This window comes from Bradyrhizobium sp. S3.3.6, assembly GCF_040546905.1.
Classification (GTDB): Bacteria; Pseudomonadota; Alphaproteobacteria; order Rhizobiales; family Xanthobacteraceae; genus Bradyrhizobium; species Bradyrhizobium cytisi.
The window spans coordinates 636,929-656,794 of record NZ_JBEPOT010000004.1; the positions used below are offsets into that span (position 1 = coordinate 636,929).

16 protein-coding genes are annotated in these 19,866 nt (G+C 65.1%); 6 read left to right on the forward strand and 10 right to left on the reverse strand.

The window, feature by feature from the left end; all coding sequences use genetic code 11:
• Nucleotides 1–23: 23 nt before the first annotated feature.
• The 4 genes from flgK to ABID59_RS15835 all read right to left on the reverse strand — a co-directional run bounded on the left by flgK (nt 24) and on the right by ABID59_RS15835 (nt 6,015).
• A complete protein-coding gene (flgK, locus tag ABID59_RS15820) occupies nt 24–1,907 on the reverse strand; it encodes a flagellar hook-associated protein FlgK (RefSeq protein WP_148751336.1) in 1,884 nt (627 codons plus the stop codon).
• Nucleotides 1,908–1,950: 43 nt separating this feature from the next.
• Nucleotides 1,951–3,777 carry a flagellar hook protein FlgE gene (locus ABID59_RS15825; protein WP_354083953.1) on the reverse strand — a complete coding sequence of 609 codons (1,827 nt, stop codon included), beginning with the start codon at nt 3,775–3,777 and terminating at the stop codon, nt 1,951–1,953.
• 190 nt (nt 3,778–3,967) lie between these two features.
• Nucleotides 3,968–4,468 (reverse strand): peptide-methionine (R)-S-oxide reductase MsrB, encoded by a 501-nt coding sequence (gene msrB, locus ABID59_RS15830; RefSeq protein ID WP_354083954.1) that lies wholly within the window; start codon nt 4,466–4,468, stop codon nt 3,968–3,970.
• A gap of 86 nt (nt 4,469–4,554) precedes the next feature.
• Nucleotides 4,555–6,015: an NAD(P)/FAD-dependent oxidoreductase gene (locus tag ABID59_RS15835; protein WP_354083955.1), complete on the reverse strand. Its 1,461-nt coding sequence runs from the start codon at nt 6,013–6,015 to the stop codon at nt 4,555–4,557.
• A 124-nt stretch (nt 6,016–6,139) separates the two neighbouring features.
• Here ABID59_RS15835 and ABID59_RS15840 point away from each other — a divergent pair, with 124 nt between their 5' ends.
• A complete protein-coding gene (locus ABID59_RS15840; RefSeq protein ID WP_354083956.1) occupies nt 6,140–6,676 on the forward strand; it encodes a SixA phosphatase family protein in 537 nt (178 codons plus the stop codon).
• Nucleotides 6,677–6,750: 74 nt separating this feature from the next.
• Nucleotides 6,751–7,176 carry a universal stress protein gene (locus tag ABID59_RS15845; RefSeq protein WP_148751331.1) on the forward strand — a complete coding sequence of 142 codons (426 nt, stop codon included), beginning with the start codon at nt 6,751–6,753 and terminating at the stop codon, nt 7,174–7,176.
• A gap of 857 nt (nt 7,177–8,033) precedes the next feature.
• Here ABID59_RS15845 and ABID59_RS15850 read toward each other — a convergent pair.
• Nucleotides 8,034–8,270, reverse strand: a complete 237-nt coding sequence (locus ABID59_RS15850; protein ID WP_148751328.1) for a DUF1127 domain-containing protein — start codon at nt 8,268–8,270, stop codon at nt 8,034–8,036.
• A gap of 184 nt (nt 8,271–8,454) precedes the next feature.
• On the opposite strand from ABID59_RS15850, the gene ABID59_RS15855 reads away from it, so the two are divergent.
• A complete protein-coding gene (locus ABID59_RS15855) occupies nt 8,455–9,798 on the forward strand; it encodes an aminotransferase-like domain-containing protein (protein ID WP_354083957.1) in 1,344 nt (447 codons plus the stop codon).
• Nucleotides 9,799–9,809: 11 nt separating this feature from the next.
• On the opposite strand, the gene ABID59_RS15860 is transcribed toward ABID59_RS15855, so the two are convergent.
• A complete protein-coding gene (locus ABID59_RS15860) occupies nt 9,810–10,409 on the reverse strand; it encodes a YdcF family protein (protein ID WP_354083958.1) in 600 nt (199 codons plus the stop codon).
• 65 nt (nt 10,410–10,474) lie between these two features.
• Nucleotides 10,475–11,062, reverse strand: coding sequence for a hypothetical protein (locus tag ABID59_RS15865; RefSeq protein ID WP_354083959.1), 588 nt, complete (start codon nt 11,060–11,062; stop codon nt 10,475–10,477).
• A gap of 60 nt (nt 11,063–11,122) precedes the next feature.
• Here ABID59_RS15865 and ABID59_RS15870 point away from each other — a divergent pair, with 60 nt between their 5' ends.
• A complete protein-coding gene (locus ABID59_RS15870; protein ID WP_354083960.1) occupies nt 11,123–11,557 on the forward strand; it encodes a hypothetical protein in 435 nt (144 codons plus the stop codon).
• Nucleotides 11,558–11,563: 6 nt separating this feature from the next.
• Here ABID59_RS15870 and ABID59_RS15875 read toward each other — a convergent pair whose 3' ends face one another.
• The 3 genes from ABID59_RS15875 to ABID59_RS15885 all read right to left on the reverse strand — a co-directional run bounded on the left by ABID59_RS15875 (nt 11,564) and on the right by ABID59_RS15885 (nt 16,126).
• Nucleotides 11,564–13,963 carry a bifunctional diguanylate cyclase/phosphodiesterase gene (locus tag ABID59_RS15875; protein ID WP_354083961.1) on the reverse strand — a complete coding sequence of 800 codons (2,400 nt, stop codon included), beginning with the start codon at nt 13,961–13,963 and terminating at the stop codon, nt 11,564–11,566.
• Between the two features lie 105 nt (nt 13,964–14,068).
• A complete protein-coding gene (locus ABID59_RS15880) occupies nt 14,069–15,484 on the reverse strand; it encodes an MFS transporter (RefSeq protein ID WP_354083962.1) in 1,416 nt (471 codons plus the stop codon).
• A 135-nt stretch (nt 15,485–15,619) separates the two neighbouring features.
• Nucleotides 15,620–16,126 carry a YciE/YciF ferroxidase family protein gene (locus ABID59_RS15885; protein WP_148751321.1) on the reverse strand — a complete coding sequence of 169 codons (507 nt, stop codon included), beginning with the start codon at nt 16,124–16,126 and terminating at the stop codon, nt 15,620–15,622.
• 425 nt (nt 16,127–16,551) lie between these two features.
• On the opposite strand from ABID59_RS15885, the gene ABID59_RS15890 reads away from it, so the two are divergent.
• Together ABID59_RS15890 and ABID59_RS15895 are read left to right on the forward strand one after the other, a co-directional pair.
• Nucleotides 16,552–17,634: a lysylphosphatidylglycerol synthase transmembrane domain-containing protein gene (locus ABID59_RS15890; protein ID WP_354083963.1), complete on the forward strand. Its 1,083-nt coding sequence runs from the start codon at nt 16,552–16,554 to the stop codon at nt 17,632–17,634.
• Nucleotides 17,635–17,742: 108 nt separating this feature from the next.
• The gene (locus tag ABID59_RS15895) at nt 17,743–19,695 is read left to right on the forward strand and encodes an SGNH/GDSL hydrolase family protein (protein WP_354037633.1); all 1,953 of its coding nucleotides are present in this window, start codon (nt 17,743–17,745) and stop codon (nt 19,693–19,695) included.
• Nucleotides 19,696–19,866: the final 171 nt, after the last annotated feature.

The window sequence follows — 19,866 nt, forward strand, 5'->3', positions numbered from 1 at the left end:
GCCCCTACACTTGATACGCGCGGTTACCCTTGAGCCTGGAGCAGCGTGTTCATCATGCTTTGCACCACCGACATGAGATGGGCATTGGCCGCGTAGGCATTCTGGAGCTGGATCAGGTTCGACATCTCGGCGTCGAGATTGACGCTGGAGGTCGAGTTGAATTTCGCCTGGAGCGTCGAGACCACGACGCTCTGGCCCTGCTGGAGCTGCGTCGCCTGGGTCGATGCGTTGCTCTGGACGCTCAGGAATTGCTGAAGGTAGTTCGAGACGCTGCCGCTGAACGGCTGGCTCGCCGAACCTAGACCGGTCTGCGGCGAATAGGAGAACACAGCATTGGTGAGCTGCGAATAGAGATAGTCCGAGCGCGTGGTGTCGCCGGCCGGTGTCACCGGCGAGGTGCTATAGACCGACAGCCGGGTCGGATCGGTGGCGAGCTGCGTGTTCACCGCGATGCGCCCGGCAAGGCCGGTCATCTGCGAGCCCGCTGCCGTGATCGCGCCGGTGTAGAGCGCCTGACCGCCGTCGGTGAACAGCGGCAGCTGCGGACTGCCCGAGGTCAGCGAGGAGATCGTCTTGGTGATCGAGGACGAGTTGATCTTGGCGAGGCCGGTGCCGTCATCGGTCATCCGCAGCGTCGTGGCCGTGGCGGGCAGCGGCGCCGCGGAGAATGACAGGTGCGTGCCGGATAGCGCGGTGTTGAGCGCCGAGGCGATCGCGCCCATGCCGCCGGAGAAATTCACGCCGACCTGCATCGGGTTCGCATTCGTCGCGTTCTGGAGCGGCAACGCCGCCGGGTCGGTCACGTTGACCAGCGTAATCTGGCGCTGCGTGTTGGTCGTCGTATCGGTGTAGGTCAGGTTGACCGTGTTGCCCGGTGCGGCGCCAGCGAGATCGACGTCGAAGCCCGCCGGTGGGCCCGAGACCGTCGTGCCCGCCGTGGTCTTGTCCGACAGCGCGCTCGACATCGTCGCGGCGAGCTGGTCGATCTGGGTCTGCGCCTGCACCAGCGTCTGGTCGCGCAGCTTCAGATCCGCCGCGATCTGGCCGGAGGAGACCACATTGTTGGCGACGACGTCGATCTGCGACCCGTTCGGAAGCTTGATGTTGAACGCGCCGACACCGGACTTGGCCGGATTGGTGTTGTAGAGCGAGGTCGCCGAGAGTGCGCCGGCGGAGGCGAAGGTGAATTGCGAGGCGAGCCCCGCGCCGACGAGTTGGATGCCCGTGGTGGTGTAGATGTTGGCCTGGTTCGATCCGTCGGTGGTGACGCGAACGTCGACATATTTGGACAGCGAGTTGATGGCCTGGTCGCGCTGATCCATCAGCGTTGCGGCGGACGGATCGCTCGAAGACAGGCCCTGTAGCTTGGTGTTGATGTCGGCGATCTGGTTCATCGCCGCGTTGGCCTGCTGTGCCGAGGTGCCGAGATCCTGCTCAGCGTTGGAGCGCAGCGACTGGATGCCCTTGGTGGTGACGTTGAGCTGCGTCGCCAGCGCCTGCGCCGCCCCGACCGCGACCGTCTGCGCCGACGACGAGCCCGCGCTCGTGGACAATGCCTGGAGCGAGCTGGTGAAGTTGTTCAGCGCCGTTTCGAGCGTGCCGCTGCCACCGGGGTTGCCATAGACGTTCTGAAGCTGCTTCAGGATGTTGGCCATCTGGTCGGCGTAGCCGCTGCCGCCGGTCTCGGTGCGAAGCTGGTTCTGCACGAAGGTGTCGAGCTCCCGGCTGACGCCGGTCGTCATCACCGACGATCCGAAGTCCGCGGTGGTAACCTCGACCTGGTTCGGCGTCTGGGCGACGTAACCCGGCGTCTGCGAATTCGCGACGTTCGACGAGACGATCGAGAGCGCGGCCTGGTTGGCACGCAGACCGCTCATCGCACTGGCGAGGGCCGAACTCAAACCCATGTTGACCTGCCGTCTTTGGTTACGTTACGCGCCGGCGGACCGATCAGCGCAACACGTTCAAGAGGTCCTGCACCATCGAATTCGCCGTCGTGATCACCTTGGTGTTGGCCGAATAGGCCTGCTGGGTCACGATCAGCTTGGTGAACTCGTCGGCGATATCGGTGTTGGATCCCTCCAGCGACGAGCCGCTGATGGTGCCCGAGGCGCCCGCGATCGCCGGGCCCGACTGATCGGTCACGGCATAAGCGCCGCCGTCCAATGCCTTCAGGTAGTTGGTGCCGTTGAAGTGCGAGAGCGTTACCGAGGCGAGATCGAGGTTCTGGCCGTTGGAAAAGGTGCCGACAACGAGGCCGTTGTTGTTGACGGCGACCGAGCGGAGCTGGCCGGCGGCGTAGCCGTTCTGCGTAATTGTGTTGATGGTCACCGCGCCGCTGGTGCTCGCAAATTGCGTCAGCCCGCCGGAGGAGAGGTTGAAGGCGACCGAGCCGAGCGACTGGCCGCTGACTTGGACGTTGTTGATGGTGATGCCCGAGCCGCTCGGCGAGGTGAGCGAGCCGTCACTGGCGAAAGCGAAGGTCTGGCCGGTGTTCACCCAGGCCTGCTGCGCGCTGGTGGTCGCACTGGGGTCGGTCTGGTAGAACAGGTTCCAGGTATCGCTGTGTGTGCCGCCCAGTGCGGAACTGTCGGTCTTGGCCCAGCGCAACTGCAGGTTCACGGGCGTACCGGCCGCATTGTAGGCCGTCACCGCGCCGCCGCTGATCGACTCCTTGGTAAAGGTGGCGACGTCGCTGCCCATCACCACACCGGTTGCGGTCATGCCGGTGCCACGTGCCTGGGTCACCGGGCTCGTCAATCCAAGCGCGGAGAACGCGGGCGCCGTGCTCGTGATGTTGAGGTCCTGCGCCGTGCCGGTGTGGAATGTGATCTTGCCGTTCGAGGCGTTGATGGATGGCGCTACGCCCGTGGCGGTGCCGATCGCCGTGAGCAGGTCGCCGACGGTGTCGTCGGCGCGAACGTGGGTCGCGTCCTGCAGGCCGGTGCCCGCCGCAGTAATCGTGATTGTCGTCGCGGGGGAACTACCGACGATGATGGTGTCACCGGCCGCGAAGCTCGTTGTCAGCGAGTCGCTCGGCGCGGTGCCCGACAATTTCGTCGCACCGGTGATCGGACCGGGCACACTGTTGTTGGCACCCGCACTCGTGATGGTGGCGTCCGTGCGCGGAGGCGGACTGCCGACCGGCAGGGGATTCGACTGGAGGAAGTCAGTCGGATCGAGACCACCATTGGCCAGCAGCGTGTGGCTCGCCGCTGTCGAGCTCGCCACCGTGTTCGGCGTTGTCGGCAGGTTCGCCGCATACTGGATCGAGGTGGTCGCCTGCGCCGGGACGAAGTTGTTCTGGAATTGCAGCACCGTCGGCACGCTGCCGGTCGGATTGCCCGTCTTCGGGTCGACCGTGACACCCATCAGATAGTAGCCGGCGCCGTTGATCAAATTGCCGTTGGCGTTGACCTGGAAGTCGCCGCGACGGGTGTAATAGGAGACGCCGTCGAACACCGGCACGTTGTCGACGACGCCGGTCGCCTTCTGCACCGAGAAGAAGCCATCGCCCGTGATCGCCATGTTGGTGGCGACACTGGAGCCCGAGATCGTGCCCTGCGTGGTGATCGTTGCCTGCGCATGCGCGGTGACGCCGCCGGCGACCTGCTTGTTGGGCACCGAGGAATCGGGAATGAGATCCTCGAAGCTGGTCCCGATGCCCTTGTAAGCGGTGGTGGATGAGTTCGCGATGTTGCCTGAAATGTTCTGAAGCGCGTAGGACTGCGCCTGCAGGCCACCCACCGAGGTGTTCATTGCATCGAAGATACCCATAACTTTGTCTCCAGATCCGATCTCGGCGGCCGGCAGACCAATGGCCGCATTCGGAGGAGACGTCGCAAGGCCTATGCCAATGCAGGTATTCTCAGGAAATCAATGACTTGAATAGAAAGGCCCCGGTCACATGACCGGGGCACAATTGCCGGGCCGGCAACAATTGCCGGGATTAAACGTCACCCAAAGCTCACGTCGCCGACGGCGACGCCGGGTGAAAGACCAGCCCGAAACCGTCGATGCAATAGCGCAATCCGGTCGGCTTCGGACCGTCATCGAAGACGTGGCCGAGATGGCCGCCGCAGCGCCGGCAATGCACCTCGGTGCGCACCATGCCGAAGGTGCGATCCTCGGTCTTGCCGACATTGCCCTCGATCGGCTGGTAGAAGCTCGGCCAACCCGTGCCGCTCTCGAACTTGGTCTCCGAGGCGAACAGCGGCAGATCGCAACCGGCGCAGGCGAAGACGCCTTTGCGATGCTCCTTGAGCAGCGGGCTGGTGCCCGGCCGTTCGGTTCCCTCTTTGCGCAGGATCTCATATTGCTGCGGCGTGAGCTGGGCCCGCCACTCGGCGTCGGTCTTCTCGATCTCGAACTTCTCGGCGGCTTGAGCCGGCGTTGCTCTCAGCCAGCGGAAGGTCGAAAGGCCGAACAGGCCGGCGACGGTCGTCAACAAGATGCGGCGGTCAAACATGTCTTTCTCCGTGCGCAGGAAGTTCACGCCCTGAGATACGGGTTCTAACGGCGGACGTTACACTTCCAGGCGGGATTTTTCTCAACTTATTGCGAGACGCCCTGCTCGTGGGAAACCGGTTCCGCCTCCTCCGCGGCAGCCGGCTGCGGCGCCGGAGCCATGCGCGGCCGAACCTCGGGCGGCGGACGGCGCGGGCCGGTGCCGGCGGCCCGGTTGGCCTCGGCCAGCCGCGCCTCGCGTTCCCTGTCCTTGACCCGTGCCCGCTCGCGATAGCGGGCGAGCGACCCCGCGGCCGTGGAGCTCGCCCTGCCCCAGATGCCGACCAATTGGCCCGCGACCCGCCCGGTGGTGCCGCCGGCCCAGACCAGCTCGAACGGCGAGAACAGCTTCCAGCGCTCGTCGCCCCACAGGATGCTGCGCGCGATCAGCTGCCCGGCCATCGCGGACGTGTTCATGCCCTGGCGGCCGAACCCGCTCGCCACCCACAGGCCTTTCCGCAGCTGGCCGATCTGCGGCATGCCATGCACGGTCTGGCCGATGACGCCGCCGAACGTCTCGGTGATCTCGACATCGCCGAGCCGGGGGAAGATCGTGCGAATCCGCCGCCTCACGCTACCTGCAAAGCGCTGCGGCCGCGCGGCCCAGGTGGTCTCCGGGCTCTCCCACATCAGGCGGTCGCCGTCGACGATACGAAAATGATCGACGCCGTCGGAATCCATCACCGATCCCTTGAAGCCGATGATCTCGTGCACCCGCTCGCCGAGCGGTGCGGTGATTCCGGCGTAGCGCCAGACCGGCAGCAGTGTCTCCGACAGCCGCCGCAACGGCGCGCCGAGATGGATGTTGCCGGCGAGCACGATGTGCGTCGCGCGCAGCCGCGCCGACGGCGTGACGATGCGCTTGCGGATGCCGGAATGATCGATGCTGACGACCGGCGTATCCTCGAAGATGCGGGCGCCGGCGCGCCGCGCCAGCGCGGCCAGGCCGTGCACATATTTGCGGCCGTCGACCTGGAACGCTTTGGGGTAGTAGACGCCGTGGAAGTAACGATCGGTCTTGAGCGCCGCGCGAACGCGATCGACCTGCCAGCCCTCGGCCTCGGTGTCGAAATCCTCGTTCAGCATCTGGAGCCGGCTGATCAGCCGGTCGCCGGCATCGACGTTGGAGACCTCCAGCACCCCGTCTGTGAGGCCGATGCCCGGCATGTTCTCCTCGGTGGCGTTGGCCCGGACGAACTCGGCGCCCTGCTTCGAGAGCGTCCACAATTCGCTGGCGCCCTCAAAGCCGATGCGCTCGATCAGCTCGGTGAGCGGCAGCGCGAAGCCCGGCGTCACGGCGCCGAGCTGGTTGCCGGAGGCGTTCCAGCCGATATGGCGGCCCTCGAGCACCGCCACGCTGGCCCCGAGCCGGGCCGCCTCCAGCGCAATGGAGAGGCCGGCAAGCCCTGCCCCGATCACGCAAATGTCGGCGTCGAGATCGAACGACAGCCGCGCACGTTCACGAAAGCCGGCTTCTTCCTGGGACACGCTTGTGAAAGTCTCGCTCATGTCATTTTTGTTAACGGAGCAATCTTCTTAAAGGACCAATCGGGCGCTTGTCACCTTGTCCTCAACCGACACCTGTAGATTATCCTTTTAGATTATCCTGGACGTGGAACGATTCGAGAATGCCATGCGCCGTTTGATGCTGCTGCGTCACGCCAAGACCGAGACCCACGCGCCGAGCGGCCGCGACCAGGACCGCCGGCTCGACGACCGCGGCCAGCGGGATGCCGCCGAGATGGGCGACTGGATCGCCGCCCACCCAGCCGTGCCCGAGACTGTGCTGGTGTCGCACGCCGTCCGCGCCCGGCAGACCTGGGACATCGCCTGGCAGGCGATGAAGGACCGCGTCGCAGCGCCGCAGGTCGAGATCCTGCCGGAGCTCTACGGCGCCGATCCCGCGCAGATTCTCGAAACCATTCGCACTGCAACGATTCCCGCCAACCCCAGGCAATTGCTGCTGGTTGGGCACAATCCGGGCATGCACGAGGCCGGCCTGATGCTGATGGGTCGCGGCGATCCGGCCGGCGCCAAGGCGCTTGCCGACAATCTTCCTACCGCGGGGCTTGCGGTCCTCGACTTTGACGTCAAGGATTGGGGTGACGTGGCCTACCGCCGCGGCAAGCTGGTGCTGTTCGTCAGCCCCAAGTTGCTTCGACTGGGATGAGACGCGCGGGCACCGTCTCGACCGGTTGATCCAGCTTGGTCCCAGGATCTTGACTGGAAGATTTGGAGGCGCAGATGTTCAAGTCCATCCTCGTACCCATCGACCTCGCCGATACCGATCTCGCAAAACCGGCGATCGCGACCGCGGCAACGCTGTCGCAGAACTGGGGCGGATCGATCCGGCTGCTCAACGTGCTGCCGATGACGCCGGTGATGCTGGCCGAATACGTCCCGGCCGATTTCGACGAGCAGCAGCGCCAGACCTCGGAAGAGGCACTCGCCATCGTCGCCCGCGAATCCGGCATCGACGCCTCTCACATCTCCAGCGTGGTGCGCCAGGGCGGCATCTATCACGAGATCCTGGAGGAAGCCGTGCACATGAAGGCCGATCTGATCGTCATGACCTCGCACCGGCCTGCGATGCGCACTTATTTTCTCGGCTCCAATGCCGGGCATGTGGTGCGTTATGCCAAGTGCTCCGTGCTGGTGGTGAGACACTGACGCTTGCTCCGTCATTGCGAGCGCAGCGAAGCAATCCAGACTGCCATCGCGGAAAGTTTCTACAAGGTCTTGTGCTGCCTGACGGGCAAAACACCCGAACTCTCGGTCAATCCGCATCACAAAAAATATTCCACTTTACCGAAATTCGGAAACGGCGTATGTGTCGCGCAACCCGGCCCAAGGAAGAGGGGCGTATCGCGATCGTCACGAACGCGGGCCGGATGGCGGTGGACGTGGGTCACGTCGGCGCGAAGGGTTTTGCAGGGCGGGCAACCGTGAGCGAAGGCCTCGCGCACACGACCGGTGTGATCCGCGTACGGCAAAATCGTGTGGTCCTGGCGCCCGGAGCCTGTGCGTCAAGGTTTGCGGTGATGCGTTGTGTCCAACCGGACATGCGTATCGATCATCCGCAAGGCGACGGGGGCAATAGTGCATCGCTCCCCGGGGAGAGCACGACATAAGCCGTAAAGCCACTGCGCAGGGAAGGCCGGATGTTTGGCTTCACCTGTATGCCGCTGTGCAGATTTTTATAGCGTAATCATCGCACAGTGGACCGCGGGTGCCAGCCGGCACCCGGTCTTCCCTGCGCCCTCTTTCAATTGAGGGTGAGGTGACGAAGCAAAGCTCGGGTGAGATGAGCCGCGAGGCTGCGAAGGTGTGTCTGTGATGACGATGCGGATTGGTGGAGCGACCGTATCACCCGCACTCCGTCATTGCGAGGAGCTCTTGCGACGAAGCAATCCAGACTGCATCTGCGGAGGGACTCTGGATTGCTTCGCTGCGCTCGCAATGACGCTGAGGAAACATTTGCGCATATCGGGACGCCCTGCCTTGCGGGACGTCCCGACAGAGAAACCTCACAGATACCGCGTCAGCTCGTCCTTGAACTGCCCGTAGACGGCGTCTTCGATCTGGCTGCGGTTGATCCCGATGTCGCGCAGGGCGCGGTCGTCGAGCTCGTTCAGCGTCTTGACGGCGGAGCGGCGCTCCAGGCGGTCGAACAGCGCATAGGCAGCGGTGGCGAGCGTGCCAAAAAATCCGCTCGACGAGGATGGGCGCAAGCTCCGCCCGGCAGTTTGCGAGATCGTGGTCATTTTTCTTCTCCGGCCTTTGGTCCTGCGCGGCGAAGCGGATGCCGTTGGCGCAAACGCCTGAGCGCCTGCACCTCATTTGCCGTTGGATTGCTCTCGCTTTCCTCGGCTCAATCGCAGACCTTGATGGAACTTAAATGCTCCAGTACATTGCTCGGAGCAAGGAAAACATTGCTCTCGGTGCAATATGTCCAAGTTTGAGTACGTGAAGCTCGCGGATGCCATTGCCGCGGATATCTCTAACGGCACGTTAAGAGCCGGCGACCGGTTGCCGCCGCAGCGCAATTTTGCCTATGACCGTGGCATTGCGGTCTCGACCGCGAGCCGCGTCTACACGGAGCTGTTGCGCCGCGGGCTAGTGGTCGGCGAGGTCGGCCGCGGCACCTTCATCTCCGGCGACATCAGGCGCGAGATCGAGATCATCACCGAGCCGCGCGATGCGCGTATCGATTTCGAGGTCAACTATCCTCTCCTGCCGCAGCAATGGGCGATGATCGCCAAGAGCCTCGCCGGGCTCGAACGGGTCGACGCGCTCGAATCCGCGCTGCGCGCCTCGACCAGCACCGGCACCAAGAGCGCGCGCAATGCGGCCGCCGCCTATCTCGCGCGCAAGGATTTCACGCCGCAGGCCGAACAGATCGTGTTCACCGCCAATGGCAAGCAATCGCTCGCGGCCGCGCTCGCAGCACTGGTGCCGACCGGCGGCCGCTGCGGCGTCGAGGCGCTGACCTACCCTTACGTCAAGAGCATCGCCGCGCGGCTCGGCATCACGCTGGTGCCGATCCCGATGGACGAATTTGGCGCGCGGCCTGACGCGATCCAGAAGGCGCATCGCGAGGCGCATCTCTCGGCGCTGTATCTTCAGCCCATCATCCAGAACCCGCTCGGCGTCACCATGAACGCGACGCGGCGCGCCGACATCATGCGTGTCGCCGAGAAGCTCGATCTCACCATCATCGAGGACACCGTCTACGGCTTCCTCGCAGACGACACGCCGCTGGCGGCGCTGGGACCCGATCGCTGCATCGTGCTCGACAGCCTCTCAAAGAAAGTCGCGCCGGGTCTGGCGCTCGGCATCCTCGTCGCGCCGCCTCACTTGCGCGAGACCGTGATGAGCGCGGTCCGCACCGGCGGCTGGATCGCCTCGGGCCACGCGCTCGCGTCCGGTCAGCGATTGATGGCCGACGGCACCGTCGCCGAGCTGACCCGGCTCAAGCGCATCGACGCCGCACGCCGCCAGCAGACCGCGGCACGACTGCTCGCCGGTTACCAGATCGCCGCCGATGCGCGCTCCTATCATCTCTGGCTGACGCTGCCGCCGCACTGGCGCTCGCAGACTTTCGTTGCCGCGGCGGCCCGGCGCGGCATCGCGCTGACGCCGTCCTCGACCTTCGCGGTCGCGCATGGCCATGCTCCGAACGCGGTGCGGCTGGCGCTCGCCCCGCCCTCGTTCGAGCAGCTCGATTCCGGCCTGCGCACGATTGTCTCGCTGCTCGGCACCAAGGAGGAAGATTTCGACTCGACGGAGTAGCCCCTCGCCGGTCAGCGCTCCGGCCATTCCGCGATAAATCCCGTCGCCTTGTACGGCTCGATCTTGTCCCATTCGTGCAGGACACGACGGCGAAATTCGGCGTCGGTATGCCAGAGCGTGCGTGGCGTCGCAAAACTGTCGACGGTGAGCAGCAGCTTCGTCACCTCGGGCCAGTGCCGGTGCAATGTCATCGGATAGCGCCGCGCGGTCCAGGTGTTGCCGAGGCAGATCACGCTGCGAATGTTGCGCAGTCCCAGCGCCACATCGATGATCGGCAGCGAGAAGATCACGTTCTCTCCGGTGTTCATCGCGCGATGCTCCTCGAGAATTCGATCCGCCGGAATACCCGCATCGACCATCGCCGCCTTGATGATCATGCACTCGGATTGCTCCGAGCCGGGCGTCACGCCGCCGCTGACAATCGACCAGCGGAAAAGGCCCTGACGCCATAGCCGCGCGGCGGTCTCGGCGCGCAGCGCGACGTCCTCACGGGTGCCGAACAGAAACAGCAAATCGGCCGGTTGGAGCGGCGTATCGATCAGATGGGTGCGATTGATCTCGGCGATCTCGTCCGCCGTCGGCAGGCGCGTGCTGCGATCCATGACTGTCATCGCGGCACGATGCGGGACCGGTGCACGGCTGCGAAGTCAATTTTGATTGCGGCCGATTGCAAGCGCTAGGGCAGCAAGCCGGGCGGCAGCCGATCAAAACTGTAGCTGCGCGGCTGGTTGCGCCGGACGAAGCCGCCGACCTGCCAGGCGAACAGCGCGGCGAAGCCGAGGATGAACAGCACGCCGGCGAATTCCCCGATCATCAGCGCGCGGATCAACAACCCGGCCATCGCCACGGCCAGCATAGCCAGGAACGCCAGCACCGCCGCATAGGTCTTGCGGCCGAGGCCTGCGGTCAGCGTGGCCCGGCTGCCGGCCTTCGCCATCCGCGCGTGCAGCTCGACGAGAAAATCGCGAAAGCCTCTGTCCTGCGGCGCCATCAGCGCCGCGGTCTGCCAGCTCGTCGACAGGATCGCGATGCGGCCGCCACTGGTACGGCTGACATCGGCGCGAAAGCGGTGCTGCTGCATCGAGACCGGACGGAACGACAGCCTGACGGCACTGATCTCATCATAGCGCCAGACACCCGAGCGGCCGGCGATGTGCCAGGACAATCCCTCATCGGTCAGCTCGAAGCGATGCGCCGAGCCGATCAGCGACGCCTTGTAGGCATAGCTCGTGACCGACCGGCCCTGCCCGTCCGAAACCTGCATCTGTCAATCCCGTCCGCGATCCGCTTGCGCGATCGCCCTCCCCCATCCTACAAGCGGGACATGGCTGAGACGATCTATTTTCCGCGCCGGCTGATTCTCGGGGCCGCCATGATCTCGGGCGTGCTGCTCGCGCTCGCGGTGCATATGCTCGGCGCGCGCTACGGGCTCGACCTCGGCGGCCTCTGGCGTTCGGACACGCATGAGTTCATGCCGACGGGCGCGGCGATCGCCTGGTGGCTGATCGCGACCGTCGGATTCTCCGGCGGCTATTTCACCGCGTCCTTGATGCAAAGCGCCGTCTCCGGCCAGATCCCGCAACGGATGCGCCAATTCCTGATCGCGGTCGGCGTGCTCCTGCTCGCCGGCGCCGGGCAAGCCGCTTCGGCGCCGAGCCCGATCCCGACCATTTCCGGCGTGTTGGCGGGCCTCGCGGCGCTGTGTCTCGGCGCCGTGATGGCGTTCTGCGGCGCGCATTTCGCGCTGCGCCGCGGCTAGGCCTCTTCAGGCCGAGGCAAGCAGCCGCGGGCGTTCCAGCATCAAAGCCACTTCGGATGCGGGCCTGGGCGTGCTGAACAGATAGCCCTGTGCCTGGGTGCAGCCTTCGCGCCTGAGCAGCTCGAGCTGCGCGTCGTTCTCGACGCCCTCCGCCGTGGTGACGATGCCGAGGCTGCGGCCGAGGCCCGTCACGGCGCGGATGATCGCTACCGAGTCCTCGCGCGTGGCAAGCTCGGACACGAACGAACGATCGATCTTGATCTTGTCGAACGGGAAGCTGCGCAGATAGCTCAGCGAGGAATAGCCGGTGCCGAAATCGTCGAGCGAGATGCGCACGCCCATGGCGCGCAGCTCGTGCAGCGTGGTCAGTGTCGCCTCGCTGTTCTGGAGCAGCACGGATTCGGTGATCTCGAGCTCAAGCCGGCGCGCCGCGAGGCCCGATCTCTCCAGTGCGTCGGTCACGGATGCAATCAGGTTCGGATTCTTGAACTGCACCGGCGAGAGATTCACGGCGACGCCGATATCGTCGGGCCAAGTCGCGGCATCCGCGCAGGCAGCGTGCAACACGAGCTCACCGAGCTGGATGATGAGGCCGGTCTCCTCGGCAAGCGGAATGAAGTTGATGGGCGAGATCAGGCCGCGATGCGGATGATTCCAGCGCAACAGCGCCTCGAAGGCGACCACGCGATCGCTGGCGACGTCGCGGATCGGCTGGTAGTACGGCTGGAACTCGTCGCGCTGGAGTGCCGCCCGCATATCCATTTCCAGCAAGCGCCGCGCCTGCGCCCGCGCATCCATGCCGGTCTCGAAGAAGCGATAGGTGCCGCGGCCGTCGGCCTTGGCGCGGTACAGCGCGAGGTCGGCGTTCTTCAGCAGCTCGTCGGGATTGCTGCCGTCCTGCGGCGACAGCGAGATGCCGATCGAGACGCCGATCACGATCTGATGGTCGTCGATTTCGTAAGGCGCGGAAATCACCTCGACGAGGCGGCCGGCGAGCGCCCTCGCCGCGGCTTCCTCCGAGCGACCGATCTGGACCACGGCGAACTCGTCGCCGCCGAGGCGGGCCACGGTGTCGTGCTCGCCGACGGTGGCCTTCAGCCTGCGGCCGACTTCCTTCAGCAGCGCGTCGCCAATGGGATGGCCGAGCGAGTCGTTGATGTCCTTGAAATGGTCGAGGTCGAGGCAGAGCACCGCGAGCTGGTCGTTCACACCAGCCCGGCGCAGCCCCTGTTCGAGCTGCTCGTGGAACAGCACGCGGTTCGGCAGATTGGTCAGCGCGTCATGGCGCGCCATGTGCGAGATCTTGGCCTGCGCCTCCAGCCATTCGGTGATGTCCTCGAAGGTGGCGACCCAGCCGCCGCCCTGCATCGGCTGGTTGACGACGCGGATCGAGCGGTCGAACCGTCGAACGACGTCCGTCGTCGTACGTCCCTCCCGGGCGTCCTCGACAAGGCGTGCGAAGAATTGCTCGGGCTCGCCATTCCACTGCCCCTTCGCCGCCTCCTCGCGGACCACGTCGAGCAGGACGCGGCCGGTAAGCTGCATGTCGGAGCGGCGTAGCATCGTCGCATAGCGTTCGTTGAATAGGATGATCTTGCCTTCGGCATCGAACATGCACAGCCCCTGCGACATGTTCTCGAGCGCGGTGTCGAGCACGACCTGCTGGCGTCCGATCTCGCCCTTGGCACGACGATCGAGCACCGCCGCCGTGAGCGCAATGACGAGAATGGCAGCGGCCGCGCTGGCGGTCAGGATCGACAACGACGCCGGCGGGATCGAAAGACTGCTGATCACAAGCGTCGGATCGGGCGTCAATTCCAGCGCGCCCATCGCGGTGAAATGGTGAGAGACGATGGCGACCGTCAACAGGATCGTCGCGGCAAGCGCGTTGGACAGGCTATCGCCTCGTCCCGCGACGTGCAGGGCGAACGATCCAAAGACGATGCCGAGCAAGATCGACACCGTCACGGTCCCGGTGGTCCAGCCGACATGGGCAGGAATCTCGAACGCCATCATGCCGGTGTAATGCATCGCGGCCACGCCGGTGCCAACGACGGCGCCGCCGACCGCGACCAGACCCCTGTGCGTCGTCGAAACCGAGATGCTGAGACCGATGAAGGTGACTGCGATCGCAAAGAGCAGCGACAGGACCGTTACGGGGATGTTGTAGGCCCCACCGGCGCCCGGCCCGTAGGCCTGCATCGCGATGAAATGGGTTGCCCAGATACCGCAACCGGCGACGACGGCATCGAGCGCAACCCAAACCAGGCGAGCCGACCCGCTCGCCGCACGCGCGCGATGAAACAGGCTGATTGCCGCCGCGCTGGCGAGCAGGCATACCGCCCCGCCAAGGACGACCAGACGCCAATCATGCTGGTCCGTGAGACAAAACAGAACTTGATACATTGCCGGCCCCTATTCCATCGGGCACTAGAACCGGCAGAGATGGACAGTCGGTAACCGGCTGTGCACCGGTTGCCGGAATGGTGAACAGGGAATGTGCGCGGCTGCTCACATTGCTCGCCCGTGCGCCTTTGCGCCGAGGCCGATCACACCGGCGGCCAGCAGCAGGACAGCCGCCGATATGATTAGCGACTGATGAAGGCCGATCATGAACGCGCTGTCGGATGCCACCAGCGAACCGAACAACGCAACGCCAAGGACGCTGCCGGTCTGCCGCGTCGCGTTGAGCACACCCGCAGCGATACCGGAGCGCGCCTTCTCGACGCTGCCGAGCAAGGTCGAGGTGAGAGGCGGCACCAGGAGGCCAAGTCCACCGCTGATCGCGATCATCTGCGCGAAGATTGCCCAATAGCTCGTCCCCGCCTCGATCCAGACCAGACCAAGACAACCAAGCGCCGAGATGCAGGCGCCGACGACGATGGTCGGGCACGGGCCGATGCGCTCGGCCAAGCGCGGCGCCAGCAGATTGACCGGCAACACCGCGCCCATCATCGGCACAAAGGCAAGCCCGGTCCACCAGGCCGAGAGCCCGTTGATCCGCTGGAAGTAGAGGCTGAGCACGAAGATCAGGCCGTAGATCGCGACGTTGACGAGGAGGCCGACGACCGTGGTCAGGGTAAACAGCCGGTGACCGAACAAGGACAGCGGCAGCATCGGCTGCGCCGTGCGGCTCTCGCGCCAGACAAACAACGTGGCCAGGACCGCGGCCGCAGCGAAAGCCGAAAGCACGAGCGGATGCTGCCAGCCGAGCGCGCCGCCCTCGATGATCGCGCCCGCGAGGGCTCCGAGCGCGCCGATCGCCGCGAGTTGGCCAGCCAGATCGATCTCGCGCGAACGCGCCCGCGTGGTCTCGCTCGCAAAGCGCCAGCTCAGCCACAGACCAGCGAGGCCGATCGGCAGATTGACGAGGAAGATCGCGCGCCAGCCGACCAGCGTGATCAGCGCGCCGCCGACGAAGGGACCGGCTGTCAGCGCCAGGCTCGCGCCTGCGGCCCAGACCGCGACGGCACGACCGCGCGCGCGGTCGTCCGTATAGGCATGATTGAGCAGCGCCAGCGAATTGGGCACCAGGATCGCCGCCGCCAGCCCCTGAACCAGCCGTGCACCGATCAGCACGATGGCGTTGGGAGATAGCGCGCAGGCCAGCGAGGCCGCTGTGAAGATCGCGAACCCGGCCATGAAGATGCGTTTGGCGCCGATCCGGTCACCAAGTGCGCCGGCCGTCAGGATGAAGGCAGCAAAGGCAATGGTATAGGCGCTGACCACCCATTGCAGCTCGGCGACCCCGCCGCCGAGCGACTTGCCCATGGCATCGAGCGCGGTGTTGACGATGGTGACATCGAGCTGCACCACGCCATAGCCGAGACTCATCGCAGCCAGCGTGAGCGAGGTTGCAAGGTGCGATGCGGTGCGTGGGGCACCATCTGCGTCGAATGTTTCATATTTGATGGTGCTGGCTCGCATGCTGCCACCTCGATTGCAGCCCCATGCGACATATACGCCACCGGCCCGCCGTCATGTTTCGACAATGACCGAATGATGGATGCGCGACAGGCGAGCGCCTCGCGGATGACCGCGCGGCGCTCTTGCGGCTAAGCCTTAGCTCGCCGCCCGCAGGTTCACCTTGCTCTCGGCAAGCGAGGTCAGCTTCTTGTCCGTCGCCTTCTCTTCCTCGAGCGTTTTCGCGAGCACGGACGCGCAGTCGCTGCGGCCGAGCTGCTTGGCCCAGGCAATCAGGCTGCCGTAGCGGACGATCTCATAATGCTCGGCGGCCTGCGCAGCGTTGATCAGCGCCGCGTCGAGCACCGCCTTGTCCGCGACTTCGCCCGCGGTCTCGGCGGCCTCCTCGATGATGCCGTCGATTGCGGGACAGTCGACCGCCTTCACCTGCGCACCATGCATCTTGAACACTTCCTCGAGCCGCGTGACGTGCTGCTTGGTTTCTTCAAGGTGCGTCAAAAAGCCCTGCTTCAGCTGCGGATCGGTCGCCTTATTTGCCATTTTCGGCAGCGCCTTGGTGAGCTGCTGCTCGGCGTAATAGATGTCCTGCAGCTGATGCACGAACAGGTCGTTCATGGTCTTGATGTCTTTTGTGAACAGTCCCATCGTTCCGATCCTCCTGGGTTTCGGGAACACGACGGCATCGGCTTGCACGCAAAGCCGCTGTTTCGCCGTGTTCGATCGCTGATGGGGCGCTAACCTGTCCACGGCGCCGTCGTTCCAAAGAAAGCCCGCAGCGTTGCGCTGGAACAATGCTTGCGACCGCAGGATTTGAAACCATCTGAACGTCCGGGGTGCATGATGCAAATCGGTCCCCGACTCATATGCTTAACGCGCGCGCCATGTGAACCACTTATGACAAAACAGCCGGTGCGGCGCAGAACCTATCGTTGTCAAGGGCTGCACAAGCCTCTGTTTTTGCCTTAAATGAGCTACATCATGCCTAGCGATCGACGCTCATTTCGGGCACTGATCGCAACCGACCGGCCAATGTCTGGCCCGGTCGGTTTTGCCCCCCGCCGGGAGGATGAATGCACGGACTGCTGCCCGCGCTGAAACGCGGCCTCAAGAGATGGATCGGCTGGCGACGGCTCGGTATTGCCGCGAGCGTGATGATCATCGCCTTCGCGGTCACCACGCTGCTGCGGACCCTCAAGGGCATCGATACCGGCGTCATCCTGACCGCATTGAGCGATATTCCCCGCGGGCATATCGGCCTAGCCGCGATCTGCGTGTTCTTCGCGTTCTGTACGCTGACCTTCTACGATTTTTTTGCACTGCGAACGATCGGCAAGAAGCACGTGCCCTACCGCATCGCAGCGCTGTCGAGCTTCACGTCCTATTCGATCGGCCACAACATCGGCGCCACCGTGTTCACGGGCGGTGCGATCCGTTTCCGGATTTACTCGGACTACGGGCTGAATGCGATCGACGTCGCCAAGATCTGTTTCCTCTCCGGCCTGACCTTCTGGCTCGGTAACATCTTCGTGCTCTCGATCGGCATGACCATCCACCCGGATGCGGCCTCCTACATGGATCAGCTGCCGTCGTCGATCAATCGGCTGATCGCGCTCGGCGGCCTCGCCTCGATTGCAGCCTATCTGGTCTGGCTCTGCATGGGCGACAAACGCCGCGAGCTCGGCCAAAAGGGCTGGAAGGTCGTGCTGCCGTCCGCGCCGTTGACGCTGGTGCAGATCCTGATCGGGGTGGTCGATCTCGGCTTCTGCGCTCTTGCGATGTACCTGCTGATGCCGGCCAATCCGCCGATCGACTTCCTGTCGCTCGCCGTGGTGTTCATCCTGGCGACGCTGCTGGGCTTCGCCAGCCATGCGCCGGGCTCGATCGGCGTGTTCGACGCCGCCATGCTGGTGGCACTGCCCGAATTCGGCCGCGAGCAGCTGCTGGCGACCCTGCTCGTCTTCCGCATCCTCTATTTCGTGATCCCGTTCGGCCTCGCCATCTCCATCATGGGCACCCGCGAGCTCTGGATGAACGTCGTCCGGCCCTGGCAGGAGCGGCGACGGCTGGCGGAAGCCTGCGCGCAAGCCAACCTGCCCAAGCAGGTGGCGCCGATGGAGCGCGAGCGGCTGGTGCGCCAGGCCAGCAAACGATAACGGCCAGCCACACGCCGGCAGCCTGTAAAAGGCGGCAGACAAACGTTGCGGGGCGGAGAGCTATGCTCTCTTATTTCCGCCTCAACTTTGCCGTTGAAGACGCGGGCCATGATCCCTGTTTCCCTTCGCCGTTTTCTCTCGGGCGCCCTGCTGCTGGCCGGGCTCCTTACCGTTTTGCCGCTTCAGCGCGCAGTCGCGCAGGATGCCGGCGCCATGCAGATCAACTGGGAGGTCCGCAACCGCTTCCGCCTGTTTCGCGAGGAGCGCGACTTCCTGCTGCATGTCGAGAATGCGCGTAACCGCAGCATCCTCGCCGCCGAACAGTCCCTGGAGCTGCAGAGCGAGGGCCGCGGCTGGGCCCGCAACATGGTCAACCGGCTCTGCATCGACCTCCAGGGCCGGGTCAACCAGCCCTGCACCCGCGACAACGTCAAAGAGAACTACATCACCCCGATCGACCACCCCATTACCGTGCGCTTGACCGGCGCGGTGCCGGTCGGCGCCACCTGCGCCTGGTCGTTCGACGACGGCGACGGACCACAGACCTCGACCTTCGACTGCGCCGAGCCGGTCAATCTGCGGGTCCGCTACGGCAAGCAGACGGTCGCGAGCGTCGACGTCTCCTCCGGCTCCGATCCGAGCCAGCGCGTCCAAACCGAGATCCAGGTCCGCGACATCTTCATCGCCGGCCTTGGCGACAGCATCGCCTCCGGCGAAGGCAATCCGGACCGGCCGCTGGCGCTGTCGGACGAGGGCTTTTGCTTCCGCTCCTATCTCGGCACCGCCGGCGGACAGTATTACCGGCCGAGCCGCGCTGGCTTCAAGGGCGGTCGCGCCTGCGAGGCGCCGGATACGCTCGCCAACTGGCAGCGCTACGGTGCCCTCTGGTTCAACTCACCTTGCCACCGCTCGCTCTACAGCTACCAGGCCCGCACCGCGCTCGCGCTCGCGGTGCGCTACACCCATATCGCCGTCACCTATCTGCCGCTCGCCTGCACCGGCGCCAGCATCAGCGACGGACTGCTCGGCTCGCAGCGCGCCCGCGAATGCCCGCCCGGCAAGAGCGGCGTCTGCAACACCAGCGTGAATGCCCAGGTCGCGGAGTTGCGCGAGGCGCTCACCGCGGCCAAGAAACGCCAGCCGGATCGCAATCTCGATCTGGTGCTGCTCTCGATCGGCGCCAACGACGTCTACTTCTCCGGTCTCGTCGCCGACGTCATCGTCGATACCGCAACCGAGCGTGCCCTGTTCCGCCGCTCGGGCGTGATGGCGAGCGTCGACGAGTCCCGCGATGCGCTCCAGCGCGAGCTGCCGCAGAATTTCGTCAAGCTGCGCGAGGCGCTGAAGCCGCTGGTCGGCGACGATCTCTCGCACGTGGTCTACGTCTCCTACGGCAATCCGGCGCTGGCCGACGGCGGCGTGCCCTGCCGCGGTGGCCGTGGCGGCTTCGACATCCATCCCGCGTTCAATGCCGATCCGCAACGTCTCGCCCGCGTCTCGACCTTCGTCGACACCGAGTTCCTGCCACAACTGAAGGGGCTCGCCACCTGCACGAACGGCGCACTGTGCCGCGATCCCGAGGCTGACCGCATGACCTTCGTCGACACGCATCAGGCTGCGTTCGCCGATCACGGTTTTTGCGCTCATTCCGGCAATGATCCCGAATTCGATCGAACCTGCTTCGCCGAGAACGGCCAGAGCTTCAATCCGGATATCGTCAGCGCGGCGAGCCAGCCGATGCTGTGCGGCCGCGGCGCCTCGGAATATCGCGCCTACCTGCCGCGCGCGCGCTGGATCCGCGATGCCAATGACAGCTATTTCGCCGCGATGACCTATCCGCAAGGGCTGCCGTCGGCGAGCCAGCCGACCGACATCCACGACGCGACGTGGGGCGTGCTCTCAGCCGTCTATGGCGGCGCCGTGCATCCGAGCGCCGAAGGCCACGCCGCGATGGCGGACGCCACGCTGCCGGCCGCGAGCGCGGTGCTCGGCCTGGATGCGGTGCCGCCGGGCGTCACGCGCGGGCTGCTGGCCCCGCTCCTGCCGCGCGCGCAGCAATAGGTGTTTCCGCGTTGGCTCATCCGACTTGAGGAGCTGACGCCGCCGCACACAGGCAAATTTTCGCGCGCAGCGTAATCGCGGCGTCATCCAACGTTCATCGCCGCTGCCTAGTTTTCCCAACGCTACAAATTGACGCACGCGACGGGAGCGCAGGCTCTCCGTTGCGCGGTG

Coding starts and splice junctions, on each gene's coding strand:
- ABID59_RS15895 (WP_354037633.1), top strand. CDS start 17,743: ATGATCCCTGTTTCCCTTCGCCGTTTTCTCTCGGGCGCCCTGCTGCTG.
- ABID59_RS15875 (WP_354083961.1), bottom strand. CDS start 13,963: ATGTATCAAGTTCTGTTTTGTCTCACGGACCAGCATGATTGGCGTCTG.
- ABID59_RS15890 (WP_354083963.1), top strand. CDS start 16,552: ATGCACGGACTGCTGCCCGCGCTGAAACGCGGCCTCAAGAGATGGATC.
- ABID59_RS15835 (WP_354083955.1), bottom strand. CDS start 6,015: ATGAGCGAGACTTTCACAAGCGTGTCCCAGGAAGAAGCCGGCTTTCGT.
- ABID59_RS15870 (WP_354083960.1), top strand. CDS start 11,123: ATGGCTGAGACGATCTATTTTCCGCGCCGGCTGATTCTCGGGGCCGCC.
- ABID59_RS15825 (WP_354083953.1), bottom strand. CDS start 3,777: ATGGGTATCTTCGATGCAATGAACACCTCGGTGGGTGGCCTGCAGGCG.
- ABID59_RS15885 (WP_148751321.1), bottom strand. CDS start 16,126: ATGGGACTGTTCACAAAAGACATCAAGACCATGAACGACCTGTTCGTG.
- ABID59_RS15865 (WP_354083959.1), bottom strand. CDS start 11,062: ATGCAGGTTTCGGACGGGCAGGGCCGGTCGGTCACGAGCTATGCCTAC.
- msrB (WP_354083954.1), bottom strand. CDS start 4,468: ATGTTTGACCGCCGCATCTTGTTGACGACCGTCGCCGGCCTGTTCGGC.
- ABID59_RS15840 (WP_354083956.1), top strand. CDS start 6,140: ATGCGCCGTTTGATGCTGCTGCGTCACGCCAAGACCGAGACCCACGCG.
- flgK (WP_148751336.1), bottom strand. CDS start 1,907: ATGGGTTTGAGTTCGGCCCTCGCCAGTGCGATGAGCGGTCTGCGTGCC.
- ABID59_RS15880 (WP_354083962.1), bottom strand. CDS start 15,484: ATGCGAGCCAGCACCATCAAATATGAAACATTCGACGCAGATGGTGCC.
- ABID59_RS15845 (WP_148751331.1), top strand. CDS start 6,751: ATGTTCAAGTCCATCCTCGTACCCATCGACCTCGCCGATACCGATCTC.
- ABID59_RS15850 (WP_148751328.1), bottom strand. CDS start 8,270: ATGACCACGATCTCGCAAACTGCCGGGCGGAGCTTGCGCCCATCCTCG.
- ABID59_RS15860 (WP_354083958.1), bottom strand. CDS start 10,409: ATGACAGTCATGGATCGCAGCACGCGCCTGCCGACGGCGGACGAGATC.
- ABID59_RS15855 (WP_354083957.1), top strand. CDS start 8,455: ATGTCCAAGTTTGAGTACGTGAAGCTCGCGGATGCCATTGCCGCGGAT.